We start from the raw sequence: 22,807 nt of genomic DNA, 5'->3' as shown, positions 1-22,807 counted from the left end.
TTTCTGATTGTGGCTCTTCATCTGGTTTCTCGCCTCCTGGGTTTTATCTGGTGTCTTTGACCAACACCATTTTCCCAGGAGGCTTTTTTGTTGTCAAAGGCCATTCAAAACCTCACAGGAATGCTTTACGGCTTCTCACTGACATCCTCACTAAGACCCCCCGTCGCGGTAACATTCTGTCGTGAGTGAGCCACTCCTCTTTGGGTAGCATTATAGGTGAGTGATTGCGTTTCCTTGACAGCGTCTCCCAGCCTAGATATAATGGCTTAGCGGTTCAGGGGCGTGATCCAGTGAAAGTTGACATCTCCGGACTGAAGGCAGGGGTCGGTCTCTCCAGCGAGCATGCCTTCCATCTCCCGTTCATTAAGGGTGATGGCTGGGAGGATGCCGGTTTTTCGGGGCCCGTGGACATCCAAGTGCGGCTCTTGAACACGGGCGAGGGCATCGTGGCCGGGTTTCATGTGAGGGCAGGCTGCGAGCTCCCCTGTTCAAGATGCACAAGAGATACTGGAGTGTCCCTGGACATGGAGTTCTCGGAGGAGTATCGCCAGGAAGGCACCGTAGGGGATGAGGATTCCCCGTACCTGACCTATGACGGGGACGTCATTGACCTGACAGAGGCTGTAAGGCAAAACCTCCTGCTTAACCTTCCCATGAAGGTGCTGTGCCGGGAGGATTGCGCGGGCCTTTGCCCGCAGTGCGGCGCGGACCTTGCGCAAGGCCCATGCAGTTGCGGGCAGGCCGGGGAGGATGAGCGCTGGGAGACACTGAAGCAACTGAAAGGTACGGAAGAAGGGGGAAGAGACCGTGGCCGTTCCTAAAAGGAAGATGTCCAAGGCGCGGACGGGCAGGAGAAAGGCCCAGTGGAAACTGGAGGCGCCGCCCATCGTGGAGTGTCCCAGGTGTCACGAGCCCAAGGCGCCCCACAGGGCATGCCCGAGTTGCGGATACTATAGGACTCGCCAGGTGATAAAGATGGAGAAGGACTGAGGGTTCATACCAGCGAACAGGCAGCACTGCCTGTTCTTTTCTTTTTAGGTTGACGTTGGCAGGGACAAGAATATATAGTGGGGTTAAGACTAACTCATAATACCACCTAATACGATGAGGTGCTATCATGAGCGAGATGGCGAGCAACAGGAATAGCCCTGCTCTTCCCAAGGAGAAGCGCAGGCAGGTCCTGAGGGAGAAACTCAGGGAGAACCCCTTCTGGGTGGACGACGAGATCGCCCGGTATCTCGGGGTGAGTGTCCAGACGGTGAGGCTTGACAGGATGGCCCTGGGTATCCCCGCTGTCAGGGAGAGGACCAAGGCTGTGGCAGAGCGTACCTACGGCGTGGTCAAGTCCCTAGGTTCTAAAGAGATCGCCGGCGAGCTAGTGGATGTGGTCCTGGGAGAGAGCGCCGTCTCCATCCTAGAAACCACGGAGGACATGGTCTTTGAAAAGAGCCGGGTCGTGCGAGGTCACTACGTCTTCGCGCAGGCCGATTCCCTGGCCATCGCCCTGGTTGATTCCGACATTGCGGTGACGGGTCTAGCCAACGTGAAGTTCAAGAAGCCTGTGCACTCGGGCGAGCGTTTGGTGGCCCGGGCAGAGGTCATACGCAAGAAGGGCAGCGAATACGTGGTTCTGGTAACCACCAGGAGCGGCGGCGAGCAGGTTTTCCGGGGCAAGTTCGTCGTGGCTGCCTTGTAGAAAGGAGGCCACACATGCGGATTATCCTCGATGCTATGGGCGGTGACAAGGGTCCTGTTGAAGCCGCCAGGGGGGCAGTGGATGCCGCTCGTGACCTGGGGACGGAGGTCATCCTGGTTGGGGACGCCTCGGTGCTGGAGCCCCACATCCGGGGTGCCAGCAGGGTCTCACTTGTTCATAGCTCGGAGACCATAGACCCTGGTGAGCAGCCAGTTGCCGCCATCCGCAGAAAGCGGGCATCGTCAATGGTGATCGGCCTGGAGATGCTGTCAAAGGGTGAGGGTGATGCGATGGTGTCCCCGGGGAACACCGGAGCCCTCCTGGCCGGTGGCTTGATCATCCTGGGACGGGCAGCATCGGTTGAGAGGCCGGCCCTGGCCGTAGCCATCCCGACCCTGGTGGATAGGCCCCTGGTCTTGCTGGATGTGGGGGCCAACGCTGAAGTCAAACCGCGGAACCTCCTGCAATTCGGCCACATGGGCAGCCTCTACGCCGAGAGCGTGCTGGGGCTGGCCAAACCCAGGGTGGCCCTGCTCAACATGGGGACTGAGCCCTCCAAGGGGACCGAGACCTGCCGGGCTGCCTATGGACTTCTCAAGGAGAGCGGGCTCGAGTTCTCTGGCAATATCGAGTCAAGGGACATGTTCTATGGTGTCGCCGACGTGGCGGTGTGCGACGGCTTCACTGGAAACATCCTCCTGAAGTTCGCTGAAGGTATTGGGCTTGCCTTTCTTGGTGTGTTGAAGGACGAGATCACCCGCAGCCGTCACCTGGCGATGGCGGCTACCATGCTCAAGCCAGCGCTGGCCCGAGCTAAGGCCAGGATGGACTACAACAGTTACGGCGGGGCGCCCCTACTTGGACTAGCCAAGCCTTGTATCAAGTGCCATGGCAGCTCCAACGCTGAGGCCTTCAAGAACGGTGTCAGGGTGGCCCTGGAACTAGCAAGAAGCCATGCCATTGACAGCTTGAGCCGGCGGCTCGAGGCCCTGGCGTCCGACCTGTAGACCGAGAAAGGGGCGTCCTGTGACGTGATTCCAAGACGAGCAGCCGTAGTGGGCGTGGGTTCCTCCCTGGGACAGCGGGTCCTCACCAACCAGGACCTTGAGAAGATGGTGGATACATCAGACCAGTGGATCAGGGAAAGGACGGGCATCCTCACCCGTTACATCCTTGAACAGGGGGAAGCCACATCGGATCTGGCCACCAGGGCTGCGCTGAAAGCCTTGGAACACTGCGGCAAGGCCCCTGAAGACCTGGATCTGATCCTCGTGGCCACAGCAACACCGGACATGATCTTCCCCGCCACCTCATGCATGGTCCAGCGGAACCTAGGTGCCCATGGCGCCGCTGCGTTTGACATACTGGCAGGGTGTTCTGGCTTCGTGTATGGGATTGCCACGGCAGCCTCCTTCGTGGAGGCCAGGATGTACGAGAACGTCCTGGTGATTGGGTCTGACGCCCTTTCCCGGATCACCGACTACGAGGACCGTGCCACCTGCGTGTTGTTCGGCGACGGGGCAGGAGCGGCTGTGGTCTCACCCGCCCAGGGGGACGAGGGAATACTGGCAAGCTGCCTGGGGGCCGACGGTCACGGTGCGAGTGTGTTGTGCCTCCCCGCAGGGGGGTCCCTGATGCCGGCCAGCGCCGAGACCGTGGCCGGGAGACAACACTTCCTCAAGATGGACGGGAAGAGGGTATTCGAATTTGCCGTCAAGGTCATGGGCAAGGCATCCAGGCTGGTCCTGGAAAAGGCTGGACTGGACATCGAGGACGTATCCCTCTTTATACCCCACCAGGCGAACATCCGGATCATCGAGGCAGCCCGGAAGCGTTTCAGGGTCCCCATGGAAAGAATGGCCCTCAATCTTGACCGGTACGGGAACATGTCCACGGCATCCATCCCCGTGGCACTGGACGAGGCAGCCCGTTCCGGCAGGCTGAAGGTGGGAGATGTGGTGCTCATGGTGGCTTTCGGGGCCGGGCTCACCTGGGGCGCCAGCGTGGTTCGTTGGGGAGAAATTGCTCAAGGAGGTGGTCAGAATGGGTAGAGTGAGCGTGGTAACGGACAGCACGTCAGACATTCCTGCGGATCTGGCCAGGGAACTGGGTATTACTGTGGTGCCTCTGAGGGTACACTTCGGCCAGGAGACATACCTGGACTACGTCGAGATGTCCCCGGAGGAGTTTTTCCACAAGCTGGCATCATCGCCCCATCACCCCAAGACCTCGCAGCCAGCCCCCGGGGAGTTCGCAAATGTTTACAGGGAGCTAGGCCAGAAGGGGAACGAAGTACTGTCAATACACATTTCCTCTCATCTCAGCGGGACCATCCAATCGGCTACCATGGCCCGGGACTTGGTCCCGGAAGTCCGGGTCGAGGTGGTGGATTCCCGTTCAGCGTCGGTGGGTGCCGCCTTCTGCGTGATCCAGGCGGCCAAGGCTGCCAAGGATGGGCAGGACATGGAAACCTGTGCCCGGGTGGCCAGGGAAACCCTGGAGAAAGTGAGCATCTACTTCGCTGTCGATACCCTTGAGTACCTACATCGTAACGGCAGGATAGGCAGGGCGCAGCACCTATTGGGGAGCCTTCTTAGCGTCAAGCCCATACTCACCATCTCCGATGGGATGGTGGCTCCCTTTGACCGGGTCAGGGGACGCGGGAAGGTAGTGCCTCGCCTCTTGGAGATAGCCCGGGAGAAACTCCCTCCAGGAGGGGAAGTCCTGCTGGGTGTTGTGCATGGGAACGCTCCCGGCCCTGCCGGGGAAATCGTGAAGGATCTGAAGATGTATTACTCCACCAGCGACGTCCTGATGGGGTCAGTGGGGCCCGTCATTGGAACCCATTCGGGCCCCGGTGTCCTGGGCTTGGGAGTGTGCCCTGTCGTTAGGTGGTGATATCGTGAGCGTAGCGTTCCTGTTCCCAGGCCAGGGCGCCCAGTACGTGGGCATGGGGAGGGACCTGTACGAGGCCCACCCTGAAGCCCGGGAGGTATTCCATATTGGCGGTGAGGTCCTAGGCCTGGACCTGGCCGGCATGTGCTTCTCCGGACCCGAGGAACGCTTGATGGAGACCGAGAACACGCAGCCTGCAATCCTGGCGGCCAGCGTCAGTGCAGCGAGGGTTCTGGCAAAGTACGGTGTGAGGCCATCTTGCCTGGCTGGCCTCAGCCTTGGGGAATACAGTGCCCTGGTGCTCTCGGGGTCCATCTCCCTGGAGGCGGCCTTCCACATTGTAAGGGAGCGAGGACGCTTCATGCAGGAGGCTGTGCCTATGGGCAAGGGGGCCATGGCAGCGATAATGGGTCTTGGGCGAAGTGATGTCGAGCGAATCTGCCGGGATACCCAGAGTCACGGTGTGCTGGACATGGCCAACTACAACTGCCCCGGCCAGATAGTGGTTTCAGGAGAGGTGGGGGCAGTGGACAGAGCCATTTGCCTGGCCAAGGAGGCGGGGGCCAAGAGGGCAGTCAGGCTGGCGGTGAGCGCCCCCTTTCACTCGCGCCTGATGCAGCCTGCCGGGGATCGCCTGGCAGCGGTCCTGGAAGACACAGATATCCTAGACCCTTCTATACCTGTCGTCAGCAATGTGGGTGCGACCTACCTCCTGGACGCGAGTGACATCCGGTCGCGCCTGGTGAGGCAGGTGAGCTCACCTGTCATGTGGGAAGACTCCGTGAGGCGAATGAGCCAGGACGGTACCCAGGTATTCCTGGAAGTGGGCCCAGGGACTGCCCTCACGGGCTTCACTAAGCGGATAGCCCCAGAGGCTCAAGCCTTTAGTGTCCAGGACAGTAATAGCCTGGAGAAGGCCCTTGAATGTTGCAGGGGGGGCTGCTAATATGTTACTGGAAAACAGGGTGGCGCTCGTTACGGGTTCTTCCAGGGGGATTGGCCGTTCGGTGGCCCTGGAGCTGGCCAGGAACGGTGCCGCTGTGGCGGTGACCTATGCCAAGGAGGCCCAGGCGGCCGGGGCTGTGGCTCAGGAAATCCGCTCCGCGGGCGGCACCGCCGTTGTGGCTCAGGCTGACGTCTCAGTCCCGGCCGAGGCTATAGCCATGGTGGAGGCGGTCACCCGGGACCTGGGTCCCGTTGACATACTGGTGAACAACGCCGGGATCACCCGGGATAGCCTCCTTCTCAGGATGAAGGAGGAGGATTGGGATCGGGTACTCAGTGTCAACCTAGGAGGCGTCTTCAACTGCACCAAGGTCGCCTTGAGATCAATGATCAAGAGGAGGCAGGGGCGCATAGTAAACGTATCAAGCATCGTAGGACTCACTGGAAACCAGGGTCAAGCCAACTACTCCGCCGCCAAGGCTGGCATCATCGGTTTCACAAGGTCCATCGCCAGGGAGGTGGCCTCCAGAGGCATCACCGCCAATGTTGTCGCCCCTGGATACATCGATACGGAAATGACGGAAGGGCTGCCTGAGGACGCCAAGGAGAAGATGATGGCCCAGATCCCACTGGGGCGGTTCGGCTCTCCTGACGACGTGGCCAGGGCGGTCCTGTTCTTTGCCTCGGACCTGTCCTCCTATGTCACAGGGCAGGTCTTGGTAGTTGACGGCGGGATGGTGATGGCGTAAGTACCCGACATTGAGGAGGTGGGCCAAGTGGCCGAGAAAGACAGCATCTACGAAAGGGTAAAGAAGATTATTGCCGAGCAGCTCGCGGTGAACCCGGGCGAGATCACCATGGAGAGCTCCTTCATCGAGGACCTGGGAGCGGACTCCCTGGACATTGTCGAGCTCATCATGGCCTTTGAAGAAGAGTTTGACCTGGAGATCCCGGACGAGGACGCTGAGACGATAACTGACGTAGGCGAGGCAGTGGAGTACATCAAGGAACATTCCTGACGTATCTTGGCCGAAAGGGGCCTGGAGAGATGGAGCCGGGAAGACGTGTGGTAATTACCGGAATGGGTGCCATCACGCCCGTGGGGACGGGCCTGGACAGGTTCTGGGAGAGCCTGGTCGCTGGCAAGTCCGGGGTGGGAAGGATTACCCACTTTGATCCCTCCGCCCTTGACACCCGGATCGGCGCGGAGGTCAAGGACTTTGACCCCCTTGAGTACATCGACAAGCGAGAGGTCCGGCGGATGGATCTGTTCACTCAGTATGGGGTGGCAGCTACCTCGATGGCCTTGGAGGACGCCGGCATAAAGACGCCCTTTGAGAACCCCCACCGTTCGGGCGTCATCTTCGGCACCGGGATCGGTGGCATTAGCACCTGCTCTGACCAGATGGTGGTCCTCTTGAACAAGGGCCCTAGCCGGGTGAGCCCGCTGTTCATTCCCATGATGATCACCAACATGGCTGCAGGGCAGATAGCGATAATGACAGGGGCCAAGGGGCCCAATACCACTGTTACTACAGCCTGCGCGGCCTCCGCCAACGCCCTGGGGGAGGCCTTCAGGCTCATCCGCCACGGCTTTGCCGACCTCATCATATCCGGTGGCAGCGAGGCCACATTTGTCCCCCTGGCGGTGGCAGGTTTCTGCTCAATGAAGGCTCTCTCCACTAGGAATGATGACCCTGAGAGAGCCTCAAGGCCCTTTGACCGCGACCGTGACGGCTTCGTCATGGGCGAGGGCGCGGGGGTGATGATTCTCGAGGAACTCGAGCAAGCCCGGGCCAGGGGTGCACGGATCTGGGCGGAGATCATCGGCTATGGTTGCACAGCCGACGCCTACCATGTTACCGCTCCCGCCCCTGGAGGGGAGGGCGGACGGTGGTCCATGATCATGGCCATGCAGGATGCGAAAATAGGGCCTGGTGACGTCGACTACATCAACGCCCACGGCACCTCAACCCCGGCTAATGACAAGAGCGAGACCCAGGCCATCAAGGACGCCCTTGGGGAGGAGCGGGCGCACCAGGTGCCAGTGAGCTCCACCAAGTCCATGACAGGTCATCTCCTGGGTGCTTCGGGTGTAGTAGAGCTGGTAGCCACGATACTGGGAATGCATAAGGGTATCATTCACTCCACCGCCAACTATGACTATCCTGACCCCGAGTGCGACCTGGACTACGTTCCGGAGCCTAGGCCAGCCGATGTGAGGGTGGCCCTCTCCAACTCCTTTGGCTTCGGAGGCCAGAATGCCACCCTAGTGGTGAGGCGGGGGGACCTGGTGGGGTGAAAACACAGCGTGCCAGTGCCTTCCAGTGTCTCCTTTCCCGCCTGGAGGACCTGGCTGGAATCACCTTGGACAGAGACCTGGTCAGGCAGGCTCTGGCCCACCGCTCGTATGTGAATGAGAACCCGGGAAACCTCCCTGGCTCCAATGAGCGACTGGAGTTCCTGGGGGATGCAGTGCTGGGCCTTCTGGTTACTCACCAGCTGTATCTCACGGTCCCCCACGGTGACGAGGGGGAACTCAGCCGGAGGAAGGCACTCCTGGTCTCCGAGGCGTCACTGGCGGGCTATGCGGTGGAGTTGGGGGTGGACCAAGCCATCCTGGTGGGCTGGGGAGAGAGGGCTTCAGGCGGCTCGAAGAAGCGATCACTCCTGGCTGACGCCATGGAGGCAATTATCGGCGCACTCTACCTTGCCGGCGGCCCCGAGCCAGCGAGGGGTCTCATCCTTCACTACATGAGCCTCGAGGAAAAGAGTCTGGAGGGGCGGTTACTCGCCGACGCCAAGACCAGGCTCCAGGAGATGCTGCAGGCTGCCCAGAGGGGCCCGGCCTCCTACAGGGTTGTGGCTGAGGAGGGACCGGATCATGCCAAGACCTTCCGGGTGGAGGTCTGGCTTGAAGGGAAGCCCCTTGGGCAAGGGACTGGCCGCAGCAAGAAAGAGGCTGAGCAAGAGGCCGCGTCCTCGGCCCTGAGGAGACTCGATGCACCCTAGAAGGACCTGACGAGATGTGTCACCTTTCCCGCGCAGGGCTGGGCGCCTGTCTGGATGTCCCTGGGGTTCAGCGGGTGTATGTAGAGGTTGCCAGGGTAGGCCAGGCGGAACTCGGGCTTTGAGTTCTTTACGAAGACCACAAGGTCACCGTCGTCTATCTGGGCCTCCGGATCTATCACCAGCAAGTCATCGGCCTGCAGAAAGGGGAAGTAGTCGTTGCCTCGTATGACCAAGGTATACACGTTCTCCCCGAGGGTCCTGGAGTAGTGACCGGGTATGCCCATCAGCACTGGCTTCCCGTCAGTGGTGAAGGTTCTTGCCATGGGCATATCCCCGGGAATGAGGCCGAAGGCCCTGTCCATCAACTGGACGTGCCCTCCGGCCCTTTTCTGGGTTTTGTAGAATTCCCCAGTAAGTACCGCCATTTTAAACCCCTTGATCCCGTAGTAGTTATCCTTTTCCAGCCAGTAGTAGACGGATTTCTCTTCGGAGTAGCCCATCTCCCGGGCGATCTGCTTCACCGTTATGGCTGGGTTGGATTGTATGAGCTGGGCGATCCTCTCCAGGGCTTCTTTTGCCAACTAGCTTCACCTCAAGCCGTGTCTTGTTCGTCCAAGGTCTTGGAGGGAATTACCGTTTCCCCAGCCCAAACCCTTTACAACGTGCGTGTAAAGTTGCTACCGGAAACCTGTGGCGCCGTGCTGGCCTGGGACCTGGGATCCGGCCAAGGAGGAATTTCCAGGGAAATGGAGAAATCTACCCCTGGCATACTCTGGGGGTGGTTAGCAGCAAATGGAGGACACATTCCCTGGCCCAGTCCCCTACTCAAGGAGGTATGCGGGAGTGGAAGTACTAAAGGTGTCAGCCATGTCCAAGCCCAAGTCTGTGGCCGGCGCCCTGGCTGCTGTGCTCAGGGAGAACGGGGTTGCGGAGGTTCAGGCCGTAGGGGCCGCAGCAGTGAACCAGGCTGTAAAGGCGATCGCAATAAGCAGGGGGTTCGTGGCGCCCAACGGTATGGACCTGGTTACTGTCCCAGCGTTTCAGGAGATACGCATAGAGGGGCAAGAGCGGACAGCCATAAGGTTCATCGTGCAACCGAGGTAGAATTGACGATACGTGCCGGGCTCGGACCTGTCTGTCTTGCTGGTGGGGTGCGAGATGGGCAGGTTTTCCATTGGGAGGTGTGGGGTTGTACCTGAAGAAACTGGAGATCTTGGGCTTTAAGTCCTTCGCTGACAAGGCAGTCTTGGACCTCGAGCCAGGTGTCACCGTCATAGTAGGCCCCAACGGGGCAGGAAAGAGCAACATTGCCGAGGCCATCCGGTGGGTCATGGGTGAGCAGAGTGCCCGGATACTACGGGGAACCAAGATGGAGGACATCATCTTCGCAGGCTCCCAGAAGCGCAGGGCGCTCTCCCTGGCCGAGGTGACCCTGGTCTTGGACAATGCCATGGGAGAGGTGGCGGTGGACTTCTCCGAGGTCTCAGTGTCAAGGCGTGTGGACCGCGGGGGGGAAAGCCAGTTCCTCCTGAACCGGGTGCCCTGCCGCCTCAAGGACATCCAGGACCTCTTTGCCGGCACCGGCCTTGGCAAGGACGCCTACTCGGTGATAGGCCAGGGCAGGATCGACGAGATCCTCAACGCCCGCCCGGAAGACCGGCGCGGCATCGTTGAGGAGGCCGCAGGCATAGTCCGTTTCCGGAACAGGAAGAAGGAAGCCCTGAGGAAGATGGAGCACACCGAGAGGAACCTGGAGCGAGTCTCGGACATAGTGGAGGAACTCTCCTCGCAGATGGAGCCCCTCAGGGAAGAGGCCCGGCGGGCCGAGGAGTACCGGAGGTACCAGAAGGAGCTCCTGGACCTGGAGATGGCCATTGCCGTGAGGGAGGCCTTGAAGGCCAGGTCCAGGCTGAGCGAACTCGGTGAGGGGATTGACGGGCTCGCGCGGAAGCGGTCTGGAACCTGCCAGGAGCTGGAGGAAGCCGAAGAGCGGCTGGAGGTGTTGCGGCAGGAGTCGTCTGCACTGGGCGAGGACGAGACCAGGGCCCGGGAGGAGTTCAGCAGGGCCAGCCTGGACATGGAGCGGGGTGCCGCCCAGCTGGAGGCTGTGAAGGAGAGGGCCCAAGGCCTCATGGATGAGAGGGATTCCCTGGGCGCCCAGATAGCGGCGCTCAAGGAGGAGATCGAATCCGCCAAGAGCGTGGAGGTCAAGGACCGGAAAGCCCTGGAGGCCTTTCGCACGGAGGTTGAAGCCCTATCCGGCCGGGTTTTCCAGGAGCAGGCCCGGGCCGGCCAGGCCACCGAGGCTGTGAAGACCTGCAGGGCTAGCCTGGAGGCGGACAAGGCCCAGCTCATCGATATCCTGAACGAGCGGTCATGGGCCGCTCAGAATGCGGAGACGCTTAGGGTGAGGCTGGAATCAGCCCAGCGCCAGGTTGAGAGGCTCCAGAGGCGCCGCCAGGAGGTGGAGGCAGCCATTGAGGGGGTCGCCCGCCAGGAGGCCCTCCAGGGAGCGGAGATTAGGGATCTCAGGCGCCAGGTTGACGACAAGGAGGGCGAGGCCGCTGAGCTCCGGGCCGTGGCGGAGGAGAGGTCCAGAGAGAGGCAGGCCCTGGAGGCCGAGGCGCGGTCAGTCGCGGATAGGCTCACCTCGATTACCTCGAGGCTGAAGGCCCTTAAGGAGATGGAAGCCTCCTTCGAGGGGTTTTCTTCTGGGCCAAGGAGTCTCCTGCGAGCTGCTTCCCGGGACAAGAGCCTTGGAGGCGGCATTCTAGGCCCGGTCGCGCGTCTCATTAGCGTGGAGAGCGGGAAGGAGAAGGCGGTTGAGGCTGCCCTGGGAGCCGCCGCGGAGAACATAGTGGTGCGCAGCCAGCACGACGCCAGGCGCTGCATAGACTACCTGAAGTCCACGAATTCCGGGCGGGCAACCTTCCTGCCCCTGGACCTAATCACCCCAAACCCCCTGGGGCAGGCTGACCTTGAGGCCGCTCAGGGCGCGGGAGGCCTGGGGACAGCACTCTCAATGGTCAAGGCCGAGGCGCACCTCAAGGGGGCACCGGAGTTCCTCCTGGGCAGGGTACTGGTGGCACCCAGCCTTGAGGCGGGGCTTTGCGTGGCCAAGAGCGTGGGCCTCCGCTACAAGGTGGTTACCCTGGAGGGGGAGGTTATCTGGCCCGGAGGCTCGATGACTGGGGGATCCCGGGGCGCCGGGGACAGATCGCGCTTCCTGGCCAGGGCCGATGAGATAAGAGACCTGGAAACCGGTGCTTCATCCTGCCAAGAAGGCCTGGTTCAACTGGAGAAGCGCTCCAAAGAGCTCTCCGGGGCCATGGGGGAGATCAACTCGAGACTGGAGGAGACCGAGGCATTCCTAAAGCAGAGGCAGGCTGCGATGGCGGAGGCAGGAGGCCGCCTCATGGCCGCCAGGGCAGAGGGCGAGCGCCTCAGGGATGACCTGGCAGCCTTGGACTGGGAGGAGGCCCAGGCCCAGGAAGAGGCAGGTGAGAGTGGCCAGGGACCGCAGGCAGACCTTGACGCCATCGCCCTTAGGGAGACAGAGATAAGACAGCGGATAGCCGCTTCCGAAGAGGAGCTCCGGGCGTATGAGGAGGCGCTAGCCGAGGCCTCCAGGGTTCTTGGGGACATCAGGGTTGACGAGGCCAAGCACCGCGAGGCACTCCAGGCCCGGGAGAGCGCCCTGGAGGCGAAGAGGGAAGCCCAGGAGAGGATGGAGCGGGAGCTCGGCCAGAGGCGGGAGGAGCGCGCCAGGCTGGAGTCAAGGCTCTCCGAGGCCACGCAGAGGGCGGCTACTCTCCAGGATGGCCTGGCCAGGGCGACAGGGGCCAGGGCCGCAGCCCAGGCTAGCCTCGAGGCCCTCCGAGATGCCCTGAGGGAGAAGGCGGAAGGGGCGTCCAGCCTGGAGCGGCGAGCCAAGCGCCTCAGGCGGAGCCTTGAACAACTGGACAGCGACATGCATGCCCTGGAATTGGCGAGGGCCCGGGTGGACGTGGAGCTCTCCAACGTCCTTGGCCGCCTGGAGGTGGAGTATCACCTCAGCCTGGAGGAGGCGGCCCAGCGCCTGGACGAACCGGGCATGGTGGACCTCGAGCCCGGGGCAGTGCCTGGCAGGATACAGGAACTGAGGGACCTCATGGCCAGCATGGGCGAGGTCAACCTGGGGGCAGTGGAGGAGTGCAGGAGGGTGATGGCCAGGCATGACTTCTTGGACAGCCAGCGAAAGGACCTCGTGGAGTCGCGCAAGTCCCTGGAGGGCCTCATACAGGATATCGACAGGAGCATCAAGGACCTCTTCCTGGAGACCTTCCGGCAGGTCCAGGCCGCATTCCAGCAGGTGTTCCAGGAGCTCTTCAATGGGGGTGAGGCAAACCTCGTTCTCACCGATGAAAATGACCTCCTGGAGACCGGTGTGGAGATCAAGGCTCAACCCCCAGGGCGGAAGACCCAGAGCCTCTCACTGCTCTCAGGCGGGGAGCGGTCCTTGACCGCCATTGCCCTGCTCTTTGCCCTCCTCACGGTCAAGCCCAGCCCATTTGTGGTCCTGGACGAGATTGAGGCAGCCCTGGATGAGGCTAACGTCCAGCGCTTTGCCCGTATGTTGAGGGCCTTTTCCGAGTCCACCCAGTTCATTGTCATCAGTCACCAGAGGGGTACCATGGAGTGCGCCAGGGCGCTCTACGGTGTGACCATGGAGGAGTCCGGGGTGTCCAAACTCATATCCGTGAGACTGGGGGACAAAGGGGAGGCGGTGGCGGGGTGACGGTGAACAAGGAGAAAGAGAGCCTGGTCTGTCGTTTCCGCAAGGGACTGGAGGCCACCAGGAACCTCCTGGCGAGGGGCTTCCAAGGACGTGATAACGCCAGCCTGGAGCAAGTGGAGGAGGTCCTGGTGACAGCTGACGTAGGTACCAGCGTTACCCAGGAGATAGTGGAGGGCCTCTCCCGGAAGGCAAGGAGCCCCGGCCTGCTGGAAAAAGAGGTCAAGGCGGCCATCCTCAAGGGGCTACAAAGCCAGGAGCGGAGCCTCCACGTGGAGCCTGGGCGCCTTAACGTCATCATGATGGTGGGGGTCAACGGGGTAGGCAAGACCACTACCATGGCCAAGCTGGCCCACCGGTACTCCCAGGAGGGGCTCCGGCCTGTCTTGGCCGCCGGGGACACCTTCAGGGCGGCCGCTGCTGAGCAATTGGAGGCCTGGGCTGCAAGGATAGGGGTTCCCGTAGTCCGGCAGAAGGAAGGCAGCGACCCAGCCGCCGTGGCCTTCGACACGCTGAGGTTTGCCGGCGCCAGGGGGTATGACCTTGTGCTCATCGATACAGCCGGCCGCCTTCACACCAAGGTGAGCCTCATGGAGGAGCTCAGGAAGATCCATCGTGTGGTTTCCAGGGAGGTGGACGGTGCTCCCCACGAGGTCCTCCTCGTCCTGGACGCCACGACAGGACAGAATGCGCTGCAGCAGGCCAGGCTATTCCTGGAGGCCGTTGGCGTCACCGGTATCGTCATGGCCAAGATGGACGGGACGGCCAAGGGGGGTATCCTCATCAGGATTGAACGGGAAGTAGGCATACCCGTGAAGATGGTGGGGATGGGGGAAGGCCTGGAAGATCTCCTGACATTTGAGCCCGAGGCATTCGTGGAGGGGCTCTTCGGTTGATAACCTAAGAGCGTGCGTGATCGTCCCCCCGGCGATCACGCGCCTTGTTACGATCCGCTTCAGACGCCCAGTTCGATGATTCGGACCCCCTGAGGCAGTTCGAAGAGGTTTTCACTCAGGTCTCGCATCTGGAAGTCCAGGAACTCCGCCCTGAACACACCCACAGCAGTTGTGTTGCCCGCCAGAAGGCGGTCCTAAAAAGCCAGGGTGCATGGGTCCTTTGGCCTTGACATTGCCCGTGCCGGAAACTAGAATACTACTGTAAACCATGATGGGTTAACACTGGCGGTGAGACGGGTGGACAGGCGCTGGTGGATCAGCCTTCTGGGCGACCTCTACGGGGAGCTCCTCACGGACAAACAGAGGCTCTTCTTCCGCCTTCACCATGATGAGGACCTCTCCATGGGGGAGATAGCCCTGCAGCACGGGGTGTCCAGGCCCGCGGTCCACCGTGCCGTGAAGCGGGCGGAGGGCCTCCTATTGGACTACGAGCGCAAGATGGGACTGGGCGCCAGGCTTGTGAGGGACAGGCAGATCCTGTCGGACCTGGAGGCCGCCTTGGCGGAACTCGATGGCAAGGTAGGGCGGGAAAACCAGCGGGGCGTCAAGAGGGCTCGCCAGCTGGTGGCCGCGTTGATGAAGGGATAAACGGGGGGTTGGTCTGGTGGCTTTCGAGGGTCTCGGCCAGAGGCTTCAAGACATCTTCCAACGATTGAGGGGCCACGGCAAGATGAGCGAGGCCCATGTTGCAGCGGCCATGAGGGAGATTCGCCTCGCCCTTCTTGAGGCTGACGTCAACTTCAAGGTGGTCAAGGACTTCTGCGAGAGGGTGAAAGGCCGTGCCGTTGGGAGCGAGGTCCTGGAGAGCCTAACACCGGCGCAAGCTGTAGTGAAGATCGTACACGAAGAACTGGCGAACCTCATGGGGCAAAGCCATAGAAGGCTTGCCTTTTCCCCGAATCCCCCCACCGCTCTGATGCTGGTAGGCCTTCAGGGCTCAGGCAAGACTACCACCGCAGGGAAGCTGGCTCTCCACCTGAAGAACCAGGGACACTACCCCGCCCTGGTAGCGCTGGATCTCAAGAGGCCCGCGGCAGTGGAGCAGCTGGAGCGGGTGGGCAAGGCAGTTGGAGTCCCGGTCTTCCGGCCCCAGGACGAGTCAGTGCCCGCCGCGGCGAGCCTAGCGTTGAGAGAGGCCCGGGCACGGGGGAACGACGTGCTGGTGCTGGATACAGCGGGGAGACTCCACGTTGATGAGGAACTCATGGAGGAGCTGGAGGAGGTTCAGGGCAGGGCCCAACCCACAGAAACCCTCCTCGTGGTGGATGCCATGACGGGCCAGGATGCGGTGAATGTGGCCGAGGCCTTCCACGCAAGGCTTCACTTGACGGGGGTGATCCTTACCAAGATTGACGGGGATGCCCGGGGCGGGGCTGCCCTCTCCGTGCTGGCTGTGACAGGGGCACCGGTGAAGTTCACCGGTACCGGGGAGAAGCTCGAGGCCTTGGAGCCCTTCCACCCGGACCGCATGGCCTCGCGGATCCTTGGAATGGGTGACGTGTTATCCCTGGTGGAGAAGGCCCAGGCTGCCTTTGACCAGAAGAAGGCCGTGGAGATGGAGAGGAAACTCAGGGAACAGGCCTTTACCCTTGAGGACTTCCTGGACCAGCTGAAGGAGGTACGCAAGATGGGCCCACTGGACGAGGTCCTGGGAATGCTTCCCGGCATGGGGAAAAAGCTCCAGGGGGTCCAGGTAGACGAAGCAGGACTCTCCAGGGTTGAAGCCATTATCAACTCCATGACCAGGAGAGAGAGGCTTGACCCATCAATAATAGATGGCTCAAGGAGGAGGCGGATCGCTCAGGGGAGCGGGACCCATGTCCAGGATGTCAACAGGGTCCTGAAGCAGTTCCACGAGATGCAGAAGATGTTCAGGAGGTTCAAGGACGTTCAAAGGGGCAAGAAGAAGGGACGCTTTCCTTTCTAGGTACAACAATCGGAGGTGGGGCGAAGCATGGCAGTGAGGATCAGGCTCAAGCGGATGGGCGCCAAGAAAGACCCATTTTACAGGGTGGTGGTTTCCGATGCCCGTTTTCCCAGGGACGGCCGGTTCATTGAGGAGATAGGATACTACAATCCCTCGTCGGACCCGGCGGTTGTGAAGGTAGAGGAGGATAAGGCCGTGGATTGGCTGATGAAGGGGGCCAAGCCCTCGGAAACGGTCAGGCGGCTCTTCAAGAACCTCGGGATCCTGCGGAAGTTCGGCGAGGCCAAGGGTGAAAGGTAATGATCACTATTGAGGCTGAAGCTATGCAGAAGCTCGTGGGGATCCTGGCCAAAGCCCTGGTGGACAACCCGCAGGCCGTAAGGGTGGAATGCGTTGACCGGGGTGACACGGCGATAGTGGAGATAACGGTGGCCCAAGAGGACATGGGCAAGGTCATAGGGAAGCAAGGCAGGATCGTGAAGGCCATCAGGACAGTGGCGAAGGCTGCCGGTGCCAGGAGCGGCAAACGCGTAAGTGTCGAGGTTCTCTAGGGGGCGTCAAGATGGGCATTACCATCCAGCGCAGGATTGCCGTGAAGACCCGGGTGACCGAGACCTGGAAACGCCGGGCGGCCTCGGAGCTGCAGGAGAACCTCAAGAGCATCGATGAGGACCTTGCCCGCCTGGATGCTGAGGCGCGCAGGGTCAAGGACATGAAGGATTCCAAGAAGGCCGAGCTCATGGGCCGGGGTCTTTCCATGGAGAGGCAAAAACGCGTGGAGCAGAAGGAGGCCGTTTTGCAGAGGCTCAGGGACATCGTGAAGATCGAGATTGGCACCGAAGTGCTGGAGGGGGCTGTCGAGGGGCCCGTGGAGATCAGCGAGGGGGACGACTGGTCCCGGGCTGTCTCCGCTGAGGTGGTCCTCCAGGATGGTATAGTCGTTTCCATACGGGAGGATAAACGGTGACCCAGGTGGTCATAGGGAGGATCACGTCACCCTTTGGAACCAGGGGAGAGGTCAAGGTGCTCCCCGAGACGGACTGGCTGTGCCGTTTCCTGGTGCTGGAGGAGGCCACCATCCTGCGGGAAGGGTACCCCCCCCAGCGGCTGGCGGTAGAGGGAGTCCGATATCACGCCGGGCGAGTCATCCTGAAACTAAAGGGTGTGGACGATATGACCAGGGCCGGGGGACTCAGGGGTGCCCAGATAGCCGTCTTGGCCAAGGAGCGAGTCCATCTGCCACCAGGGCACTACTGGATCGGCGACATTGTGGGGATGGAGGTCTGGCTCGAGGAGGGCGAAAGACTCGGTACTGTGAAGGACGTGCTGAGGCCAGGAGCCAACGATGTTTACGTGGTGGATACCGGCGACGGTGAGGTTCTGGTGCCTGCAACCCATGAGGTCGTGAGAAACCTGGACATCACCAGGGGACGCATGACCATCAGGCCCATCCCGGGGCTTCTTGACTAGGGGTGCTGTCAGTGAGAGTGGACATCGTCACTATATTCCCCGGCATGTTCCGGGGCCCTTTGCAAGAGAGCATGGTGGCAAGGGCGCGGGAGACTGGCCGGGTGGAGATAGGGGTCGTGGATCTCAGGGACTACACAGAGGACCGCCACAGGGTTACCGATGACGAACCCTATGGGGGTGGCCCTGGAATGGTCATGAAGCCGGAGCCGTTCTTCAAGGCCGTCCAGGACCTGTCTGGGCCTCGGAGCCGGGTGGTGTTGATGTGTCCCCAGGGGGAGCCCTATGACCAGCGGTGGGCTGAAAGGCTCTCCAGGGAGGAGCACCTGATCCTCCTGTGCGGGCACTACGAGGGGATCGACGAGAGGGTGAGGCTCTGGGCGGACTACGAGATATCCCTGGGGGACTTCATCCTCACAGGCGGTGAGATAGCGGCCATGGCTGTCGTGGATTCAGTGGTCAGGCTGCTCCCTGGGGTTCTTGGGCACGCCTCCTCAACCAGCCAGGATTCCTTTGCCCAGGGTTTGCTGGAGGGTCCCCAGTACACCAGGCCCAGGGAGTTCCGGGGCCATGCTGTCCCCGGCATACTGCTTTCCGGCAACCACGATGCCATCAGGCGGTGGAGAAGAAAAGAAGGGCTGCGCAGGACCCTTGAACGCAGGCCCGACCTGCTCAAGAAGGCGGATCTGAATGAGGAAGACACCAGACTCCTCCAGGAGATCGGTGAGGAAACGATGAGGCCGGAAAGCCCATAGTCCAGGAGGTGTGGCTCGAGTGGATATCATCAAGGGTATCGAGATGGGTTACATGAAGCAGGATGTGCCTAACTTTGGCCCAGGAGACAGGGTAAAGGTCCATGTGAAGGTGGTTGAGGGCGGGCGCGAGAGGATCCAAGCCTTCGAGGGAACCGTCATCAAGAGACGGGGAGGGGGCCTTTCGGAGTCCTTCACAGTCCGGCGTGTTACCTACGGTGTAGGGGTGGAGCGCACATTCCCCATTCACTCGCCACGGGTGGACAAGGTCGAAGTGATACGGAGGGGAGACGTCAGGAGGGCCCGCCTGTACTATCTCAGGGGTCTGAAGGGCAAGGCCGCCAGGATCAAGGAAAAGATGTAGGCCTTCATGGCCAGGGGGCAGATATCCGATGACCTCTTTTCCGCTGTCGAGGACCGTGAAAGACGCAGTTGAGACTCTGGTCCTGGCGTTGATCCTTACCCTTGTCATCAGGGGGTTTCTCATGGAATCCTTCCAGGTCAGGGGGCAATCCATGGAACCCACGCTTCATCACGGCGAGCGGCTTCTGGTCAGCAAGTTGCTTTACAGGTTCAGGGAGCCCGAGCGGGGAGAGATAGTGGTGTTCCGCTATCCCCGGGACAACAGGACGGACTTCATAAAAAGGGTCCTGGCTCTTCCTGGGGACAAGGTTGAGATGAGGCTTGGCCGTCTTTACATCAACGATCAACCCGTTGAGGAGCCCTACGTTTACCATGCAGGCATGTTCACAATGCCGCCCCTGGTGGTGCCTGAGGGACAGGTGTTTGTCCTGGGTGACAACAGGACAAACAGCGAGGACAGCCGGGTGTTCGGCCCGGTAGACCTGGAGAACGTCAAGGGGAAGGCCTTCGTTGTCTTCTGGCCCCTTCCCAGGGTCCACGTTCTTGGAGTGGGGGTTACGGGCGATGAGCGGTGGCTGGTCTCGGTGGCTGGCAGCCTCTTTGCTTCCCGCACTCTACCTGGATTTGCCGCCGGGAACAGCCATGGGGGTGTGTCACCTTGAGCCGGTCTCCCCTGGGCAGGCTCGCCAGGGAGGTTGCGGAGACGCTGGTGATAGCACTGGTCCTGACCTTTTTCATCAGGGCCTTCGTGGTGGAGTCATACCTCATCCGGGAACACTCAATGGAGCCTACCCTCTTTCACGGGGAGAGGGTTTTAGTCACGAAGATCTCCTACAGGTTCGCAGAGCCCAAGGCTGGGGACATCGTTGTGTTTGCCCACCCCGAGGAGGAGGTCGACCTTGTCAAGAGGGTTGTTGGCCTGCCCGGGCAGACCGTCGAAGTAGTCTCCGGACGGCTGTACGTTGACGGCGAGCCTGTGGATGAACCATATGTCAGGCGTCCCGGATCGGGGGATGCGGCTTCCATGACTGTTCCCGAGGAGTACCTCTTCGTAATGGGCGACAACCGTGTCAACAGCAAGGATAGCCGGTACTTCGGGCCTGTGCCCCGGGCAAACGTCAAGGGGCGGGCTTGGCTGGTATACTGGCCGCCCAGCCGGGCTCAGGTCCTGGGCTCCGGTGACTAGAAGGGGGAGTAGCCTGGTGTCCCAGATCTGGTTCCCAGGCCATATGGCCAAGACCAGGAGGCTCATGAGAGAGAACCTCCGGCTTGCCAGCCTGATCCTGGAGGTAGTCGATGCCAGGATACCGTTTTCCGGGAGGAACCCAGATATCGGCCGGATTGCCGGGGACAAGGCCCGGTTCGTGGTATTGAGCAAGGCTGACCTGGCGGACCCCAAGGCCACAGCTGCCTGGCGCAGGCTCATGGGGGATGCCGGGGAAAAAGCCTTTGAGGTGGACGCCCTCTCTGGCGCAGGGTGCCGGCAGCTCCTGGCGGCGTGCGAGACCCGGGCCCCTCGGGTTGGACCCCTCAGGGTCATGGTGGTTGGAATACCCAACTCGGGGAAGTCTTCCCTAATAAACCGGATGGCCGGTAGGAAGAGCGCGCGATCCGGGGCTCTTCCCGGTGTGACCCGGGGGAAGCAGTGGGTGATGGCATCAGACCGCCTGGAGATCCTGGACCTGCCAGGTGTGCTGTCCCCCCGGAAGGGGGGCAGGAACCTGATCATGCGCCAGGGCGCCGTGGGCGCCCTGGACGAAAGGGCCATTGACCCGCTGGAGGTTGCCCTCTACCTTCTTGCCTCCGTGAGGATTGAGGAGGGGCTGAGGTCCCGTTTTGGGCTGGAGGCCACCGGCGACCCCCAGGAGGATCTGAAGGCTGTGGGGGCCCGGCTGGGGTGCCTCCGGACAGGCGGTGAAGTGGACATGCAGAAGGCGGCGATTCTTTTCCTAAGGGACTACCGTAACGGCAGGCTGGGAAGGTATACCCTGGAGGGCCCTAGTGAGACCAGGGAATAGGGCCTTGGGTGCGCGGCATGCCGGTGGGAGCACGATATAGGTCAGGGGTGGTGCCCTGGTGGCGGGAGAGACGGGACGCTGGGTAAGCAGCCTGGAGGCCAGGGGATACTCGGCCTTGCTCCAGGTGGTGGCTAAGAGGGCACGCGCCAGTGACCGCAGGGCCACCCACTTGGCGTTCCGCCGGGAGAGGGAGCGCCTCCTCCGGCGGTTCCACTACGAGAGGGAGGCCCGTGGCCAGGGGCATCTCAGGGTGGCCGGTGTGGATGAGGTCGGGAGGGGGTGCCTGGCTGGTCCGGTTGTGGCCGCCGCGGTCATCCTGCGGGGTGAACCCCTCATACCCTGCCTGGATGATTCCAAGTGCCTGAGCGAATCCCTGAGGGAGGCACTCTTTCCCCTGGTATCCTGGGAGGCCGAAGCGATGTCCGTGTGTTTCATGGGACCTGACTACATCGACCAGGTGAATATCCTCAGGGCTACCCAGGAGGCCATGCGAAGGGCGCTGCAGAGCCTCCCGGTGTCCCCCGGCATGGTCCTAGTGGACGGGGACACGGCCATCCCGGGAATCCCCTTCCCTCAGAGGGCGCTGAAGAAGGGAGATGCCCTCAGCGCCTCCATCTCCGCAGCCTCTGTCATTGCCAAGGTCCTGCGTGATCACTACATGATGTCCCGGCACGGGGACTTCCCTCCATACAACTTCAGGCAGAACAAGGGGTATGGGACCAGGGAGCACTGGGAAGCCATCAGGACGCATGGGCCATGTCCCATTCACCGGGGGAGTTTCCTGGAGAGTCTGAGACAGGTTACCTTCGACTTTTAGTGAGGCCGCCGGGTAACCCAGGGCACGATGATTCACGCCACCTCACCGGAAGGAGGGTGATCGATGGACAGGATCACAGTCATCACCGCGGACGTGGTGGACTCCCGGCGCCACGCTGACCTCGTAGAGCGCCTAGGCGAAAGACTCTCCTCCCTAAATCATCCAACCATCGTCACAGGGTTCTCCGTATCCAGGGGGGACGAGATCCAGGCGATGCTCCGTGGGTGGCTTAGCGCTCCGGAGGTCATCCGGCACCTGAGGTACGCGTGCCGCCCTGCAAGGCTGCGGGTGGGAACGGGTATAGGTGTGATCCCTCACGCTTCCCTGCGGGATGACCCGTGGATGATGAACGGGCCTGCCTTTCACGATGCCAGGCAGGCGCTGGACACTGCGAAGACCCAGAAGAGGGCCACCGTGGCCAACACGGGCGTCAAGGGGTTCGACGCATTCCTGAACTGTATCTGGAGCCTTGTAGACTCAGTGCAAGAGGGCTGGACCGGGAAGCAGTGGGAGGCAGTCTGCTTGTACGAGAGGGAAGGCACCTACGCCAGGGCGTCGGCCGTTCTCGGGATCTCACCACAGAACGTCCAGAAGCGGTGCAAAGCGGCGCGGTGGGACAGGGTGAGGGAGGCCGAGAGGGTGCTTGCGGGCACCGAGGCCTATCTAGAGAAGTATCACCTCCTACTGGGGGAGACCGGAGTTTTCACCGATTAGAGGGTGATGAGCATGGCCTACTTCTACCTCTCCATGCTGGCCCACGCGTTATGATCTCCCGCCGGGAAAACCCACCCTTTTAAGGGTGGGATGAAAGGCGGCTTGCTCGTTTGAAGTGCTTCTGGTATGATTTAAGTAGGTGAAAACAATATGCGCAAAACATTTAAGTACCGTATCTATCCATCCAGAAAGCAAGTCCAAACAATGCGGCAATGGTTTGAGGAATGCCGTTGGTTGTTTAACTATTTCCTTGCTGAACGCAAGGAAGCATGGGAGCAAAGACAGAAAAGCATTAACTATCACGCTCAAGCAACAAGCCTTCGCACACTCAAAACGCATCGCCCCTCGCTCGCCAGCGTTCATTCCCAGGTTCTGCAAAATGTCGCTGTCCGCATTGACCTTGCCTTCAAGGCTTTCTTCCGCAGGATCAAAACCGGGGAGAAGCCCGGCTATCCCCGCTTTCGTGGGAAA

General features: G+C 61.3%; 29 protein-coding genes. 28 read left to right on the top strand and 1 reads right to left on the bottom strand.

Annotation, left to right across the window (positions count from 1 at the left end):
- Window positions 1-290: 290 nt before the first annotated feature.
- The 11 genes from AB1576_14595 (at window position 291) to rnc (ending at window position 8,548) form a co-directional block, all read left to right on the top strand.
- The gene (locus tag AB1576_14595) at window positions 291-821 is read left to right on the top strand and encodes a DUF177 domain-containing protein (GenBank protein ID MEW6082955.1); all 531 of its coding nucleotides are present in this window, start codon (window positions 291-293) and stop codon (window positions 819-821) included.
- Window positions 808-990, top strand: coding sequence for a 50S ribosomal protein L32 (gene rpmF / locus AB1576_14590; GenBank protein ID MEW6082954.1), 183 nt, complete (start codon window positions 808-810; stop codon window positions 988-990). The genes AB1576_14595 and rpmF overlap by 14 nt, the downstream gene beginning before the upstream one ends.
- A gap of 136 nt (window positions 991-1,126) precedes the next feature.
- Window positions 1,127-1,696, top strand: coding sequence for a transcription factor FapR (gene fapR, locus AB1576_14585; protein MEW6082953.1), 570 nt, complete (start codon window positions 1,127-1,129; stop codon window positions 1,694-1,696).
- A 14-nt stretch (window positions 1,697-1,710) separates the two neighbouring features.
- Window positions 1,711-2,703, top strand: coding sequence for a phosphate acyltransferase PlsX (gene plsX, locus AB1576_14580; protein MEW6082952.1), 993 nt, complete (start codon window positions 1,711-1,713; stop codon window positions 2,701-2,703).
- 24 nt (window positions 2,704-2,727) lie between these two features.
- Window positions 2,728-3,747 (top strand): beta-ketoacyl-ACP synthase III, encoded by a 1,020-nt coding sequence (locus AB1576_14575; protein MEW6082951.1) that lies wholly within the window; start codon window positions 2,728-2,730, stop codon window positions 3,745-3,747.
- Window positions 3,740-4,594: a DegV family protein gene (locus tag AB1576_14570; GenBank protein MEW6082950.1), complete on the top strand. Its 855-nt coding sequence runs from the start codon at window positions 3,740-3,742 to the stop codon at window positions 4,592-4,594. Before AB1576_14575 ends, AB1576_14570 begins: the two co-directional genes overlap by 8 nt.
- A 4-nt stretch (window positions 4,595-4,598) precedes the next feature.
- Window positions 4,599-5,537 carry an ACP S-malonyltransferase gene (fabD, locus tag AB1576_14565; GenBank protein MEW6082949.1) on the top strand — a complete coding sequence of 313 codons (939 nt, stop codon included), beginning with the start codon at window positions 4,599-4,601 and terminating at the stop codon, window positions 5,535-5,537.
- Between the two features lies 1 nt (window position 5,538).
- The gene (gene fabG, locus AB1576_14560; protein MEW6082948.1) at window positions 5,539-6,285 is read left to right on the top strand and encodes a 3-oxoacyl-[acyl-carrier-protein] reductase; all 747 of its coding nucleotides are present in this window, start codon (window positions 5,539-5,541) and stop codon (window positions 6,283-6,285) included.
- Window positions 6,286-6,312: 27 nt separating this feature from the next.
- On the top strand, window positions 6,313-6,555 hold the full coding sequence (gene acpP / locus AB1576_14555) for an acyl carrier protein (GenBank protein ID MEW6082947.1): 243 nt from the start codon (window positions 6,313-6,315) through the stop codon (window positions 6,553-6,555).
- 29 nt (window positions 6,556-6,584) lie between these two features.
- Window positions 6,585-7,838, top strand: a complete 1,254-nt coding sequence (gene fabF, locus AB1576_14550) for a beta-ketoacyl-ACP synthase II (protein ID MEW6082946.1) — start codon at window positions 6,585-6,587, stop codon at window positions 7,836-7,838.
- The gene (rnc, locus tag AB1576_14545) at window positions 7,835-8,548 is read left to right on the top strand and encodes a ribonuclease III (protein ID MEW6082945.1); all 714 of its coding nucleotides are present in this window, start codon (window positions 7,835-7,837) and stop codon (window positions 8,546-8,548) included. The genes fabF and rnc overlap by 4 nt, the downstream gene beginning before the upstream one ends.
- Here rnc and AB1576_14540 read toward each other — a convergent pair.
- A complete protein-coding gene (locus AB1576_14540) occupies window positions 8,545-9,129 on the bottom strand; it encodes a S24 family peptidase (GenBank protein ID MEW6082944.1) in 585 nt (194 codons plus the stop codon). The two genes, rnc and AB1576_14540, sit on opposite strands and share 4 nt — an antisense overlap.
- 262 nt (window positions 9,130-9,391) lie before the next feature.
- Here AB1576_14540 and AB1576_14535 point away from each other — a divergent pair, with 262 nt between their 5' ends.
- From AB1576_14535 to AB1576_14455, 17 genes are all read left to right on the top strand, one after another.
- Window positions 9,392-9,652 (top strand): stage V sporulation protein S, encoded by a 261-nt coding sequence (locus AB1576_14535; GenBank protein ID MEW6082943.1) that lies wholly within the window; start codon window positions 9,392-9,394, stop codon window positions 9,650-9,652.
- A gap of 85 nt (window positions 9,653-9,737) precedes the next feature.
- Window positions 9,738-13,325 (top strand): chromosome segregation protein SMC, encoded by a 3,588-nt coding sequence (gene smc / locus AB1576_14530; protein MEW6082942.1) that lies wholly within the window; start codon window positions 9,738-9,740, stop codon window positions 13,323-13,325.
- On the top strand, window positions 13,322-14,218 hold the full coding sequence (ftsY, locus tag AB1576_14525; protein ID MEW6082941.1) for a signal recognition particle-docking protein FtsY: 897 nt from the start codon (window positions 13,322-13,324) through the stop codon (window positions 14,216-14,218). The genes smc and ftsY overlap by 4 nt, the downstream gene beginning before the upstream one ends.
- Window positions 14,219-14,515: 297 nt before the next feature.
- The gene (locus AB1576_14520) at window positions 14,516-14,866 is read left to right on the top strand and encodes a YlxM family DNA-binding protein (GenBank protein MEW6082940.1); all 351 of its coding nucleotides are present in this window, start codon (window positions 14,516-14,518) and stop codon (window positions 14,864-14,866) included.
- 16 nt (window positions 14,867-14,882) lie between these two features.
- Window positions 14,883-16,205, top strand: coding sequence for a signal recognition particle protein (gene ffh / locus AB1576_14515; protein ID MEW6082939.1), 1,323 nt, complete (start codon window positions 14,883-14,885; stop codon window positions 16,203-16,205).
- 27 nt (window positions 16,206-16,232) lie between these two features.
- Complete coding sequence (gene rpsP / locus AB1576_14510; protein ID MEW6082938.1) at window positions 16,233-16,505, top strand: 30S ribosomal protein S16; 273 nt, start codon at window positions 16,233-16,235, stop codon at window positions 16,503-16,505.
- A 23-nt stretch (window positions 16,506-16,528) separates the two neighbouring features.
- Window positions 16,529-16,756: a KH domain-containing protein gene (locus tag AB1576_14505; protein MEW6082937.1), complete on the top strand. Its 228-nt coding sequence runs from the start codon at window positions 16,529-16,531 to the stop codon at window positions 16,754-16,756.
- An 11-nt stretch (window positions 16,757-16,767) separates the two neighbouring features.
- Window positions 16,768-17,172, top strand: a complete 405-nt coding sequence (locus AB1576_14500; protein ID MEW6082936.1) for a YlqD family protein — start codon at window positions 16,768-16,770, stop codon at window positions 17,170-17,172.
- Window positions 17,169-17,675: a ribosome maturation factor RimM gene (gene rimM, locus AB1576_14495; GenBank protein ID MEW6082935.1), complete on the top strand. Its 507-nt coding sequence runs from the start codon at window positions 17,169-17,171 to the stop codon at window positions 17,673-17,675. Before AB1576_14500 ends, rimM begins: the two co-directional genes overlap by 4 nt.
- Before the next feature lie 11 nt (window positions 17,676-17,686).
- Window positions 17,687-18,427 (top strand): tRNA (guanosine(37)-N1)-methyltransferase TrmD, encoded by a 741-nt coding sequence (gene trmD, locus AB1576_14490; GenBank protein ID MEW6082934.1) that lies wholly within the window; start codon window positions 17,687-17,689, stop codon window positions 18,425-18,427.
- Between the two features lie 19 nt (window positions 18,428-18,446).
- Complete coding sequence (gene rplS / locus AB1576_14485) at window positions 18,447-18,788, top strand: 50S ribosomal protein L19 (GenBank protein ID MEW6082933.1); 342 nt, start codon at window positions 18,447-18,449, stop codon at window positions 18,786-18,788.
- A gap of 28 nt (window positions 18,789-18,816) precedes the next feature.
- Window positions 18,817-19,449 carry a signal peptidase I gene (lepB, locus tag AB1576_14480; protein MEW6082932.1) on the top strand — a complete coding sequence of 211 codons (633 nt, stop codon included), beginning with the start codon at window positions 18,817-18,819 and terminating at the stop codon, window positions 19,447-19,449.
- Entirely contained in the window at window positions 19,446-19,973 is a 528-nt protein-coding gene (gene lepB, locus AB1576_14475) for a signal peptidase I (protein MEW6082931.1), read from the top strand. Before lepB (AB1576_14480) ends, lepB (AB1576_14475) begins: the two co-directional genes overlap by 4 nt.
- Before the next feature lie 16 nt (window positions 19,974-19,989).
- Window positions 19,990-20,805 (top strand): ribosome biogenesis GTPase YlqF, encoded by an 816-nt coding sequence (gene ylqF / locus AB1576_14470; protein ID MEW6082930.1) that lies wholly within the window; start codon window positions 19,990-19,992, stop codon window positions 20,803-20,805.
- Window positions 20,806-20,863: 58 nt separating this feature from the next.
- Window positions 20,864-21,622, top strand: coding sequence for a ribonuclease HII (locus AB1576_14465; protein ID MEW6082929.1), 759 nt, complete (start codon window positions 20,864-20,866; stop codon window positions 21,620-21,622).
- Between the two features lie 63 nt (window positions 21,623-21,685).
- Entirely contained in the window at window positions 21,686-22,336 is a 651-nt protein-coding gene (locus AB1576_14460) for a SatD family protein (protein MEW6082928.1), read from the top strand.
- Window positions 22,337-22,486: 150 nt separating this feature from the next.
- Window positions 22,487-22,807, top strand: a 321-nt coding sequence (locus tag AB1576_14455; GenBank protein ID MEW6082927.1) for a transposase, incomplete at its 3' end; no start/stop codon positions are given.

It is taken from the genome of Bacillota bacterium (assembly GCA_040754315.1).
Lineage (GTDB): Bacteria > Bacillota > Sulfobacillia > DUSP01 > JBFMCS01 > JBFMCS01.
The sequence above is the reverse complement of the archived record's forward strand: the minus strand, read 5'-3'. Positions and strand labels throughout refer to the sequence as shown.

What these genes read in the sequence shown, in the direction of transcription:
- fapR (MEW6082953.1), top strand. Translation starts at nt 1,127, where the DNA reads ATGGCGAGCAACAGGAATAGCCCTGCTCTTCCCAAGGAGAAGCGCAGG.
- AB1576_14460 (MEW6082928.1), top strand. Translation starts at nt 21,686, where the DNA reads ATGGACAGGATCACAGTCATCACCGCGGACGTGGTGGACTCCCGGCGC.
- AB1576_14500 (MEW6082936.1), top strand. Translation starts at nt 16,768, where the DNA reads ATGGGCATTACCATCCAGCGCAGGATTGCCGTGAAGACCCGGGTGACC.
- AB1576_14570 (MEW6082950.1), top strand. Translation starts at nt 3,740, where the DNA reads ATGGGTAGAGTGAGCGTGGTAACGGACAGCACGTCAGACATTCCTGCG.
- rpsP (MEW6082938.1), top strand. Translation starts at nt 16,233, where the DNA reads ATGGCAGTGAGGATCAGGCTCAAGCGGATGGGCGCCAAGAAAGACCCA.
- lepB (MEW6082932.1), top strand. Translation starts at nt 18,817, where the DNA reads ATGACCTCTTTTCCGCTGTCGAGGACCGTGAAAGACGCAGTTGAGACT.
- fabF (MEW6082946.1), top strand. Translation starts at nt 6,585, where the DNA reads ATGGAGCCGGGAAGACGTGTGGTAATTACCGGAATGGGTGCCATCACG.
- plsX (MEW6082952.1), top strand. Translation starts at nt 1,711, where the DNA reads ATGCGGATTATCCTCGATGCTATGGGCGGTGACAAGGGTCCTGTTGAA.
- fabG (MEW6082948.1), top strand. Translation starts at nt 5,539, where the DNA reads ATGTTACTGGAAAACAGGGTGGCGCTCGTTACGGGTTCTTCCAGGGGG.
- AB1576_14505 (MEW6082937.1), top strand. Translation starts at nt 16,529, where the DNA reads ATGCAGAAGCTCGTGGGGATCCTGGCCAAAGCCCTGGTGGACAACCCG.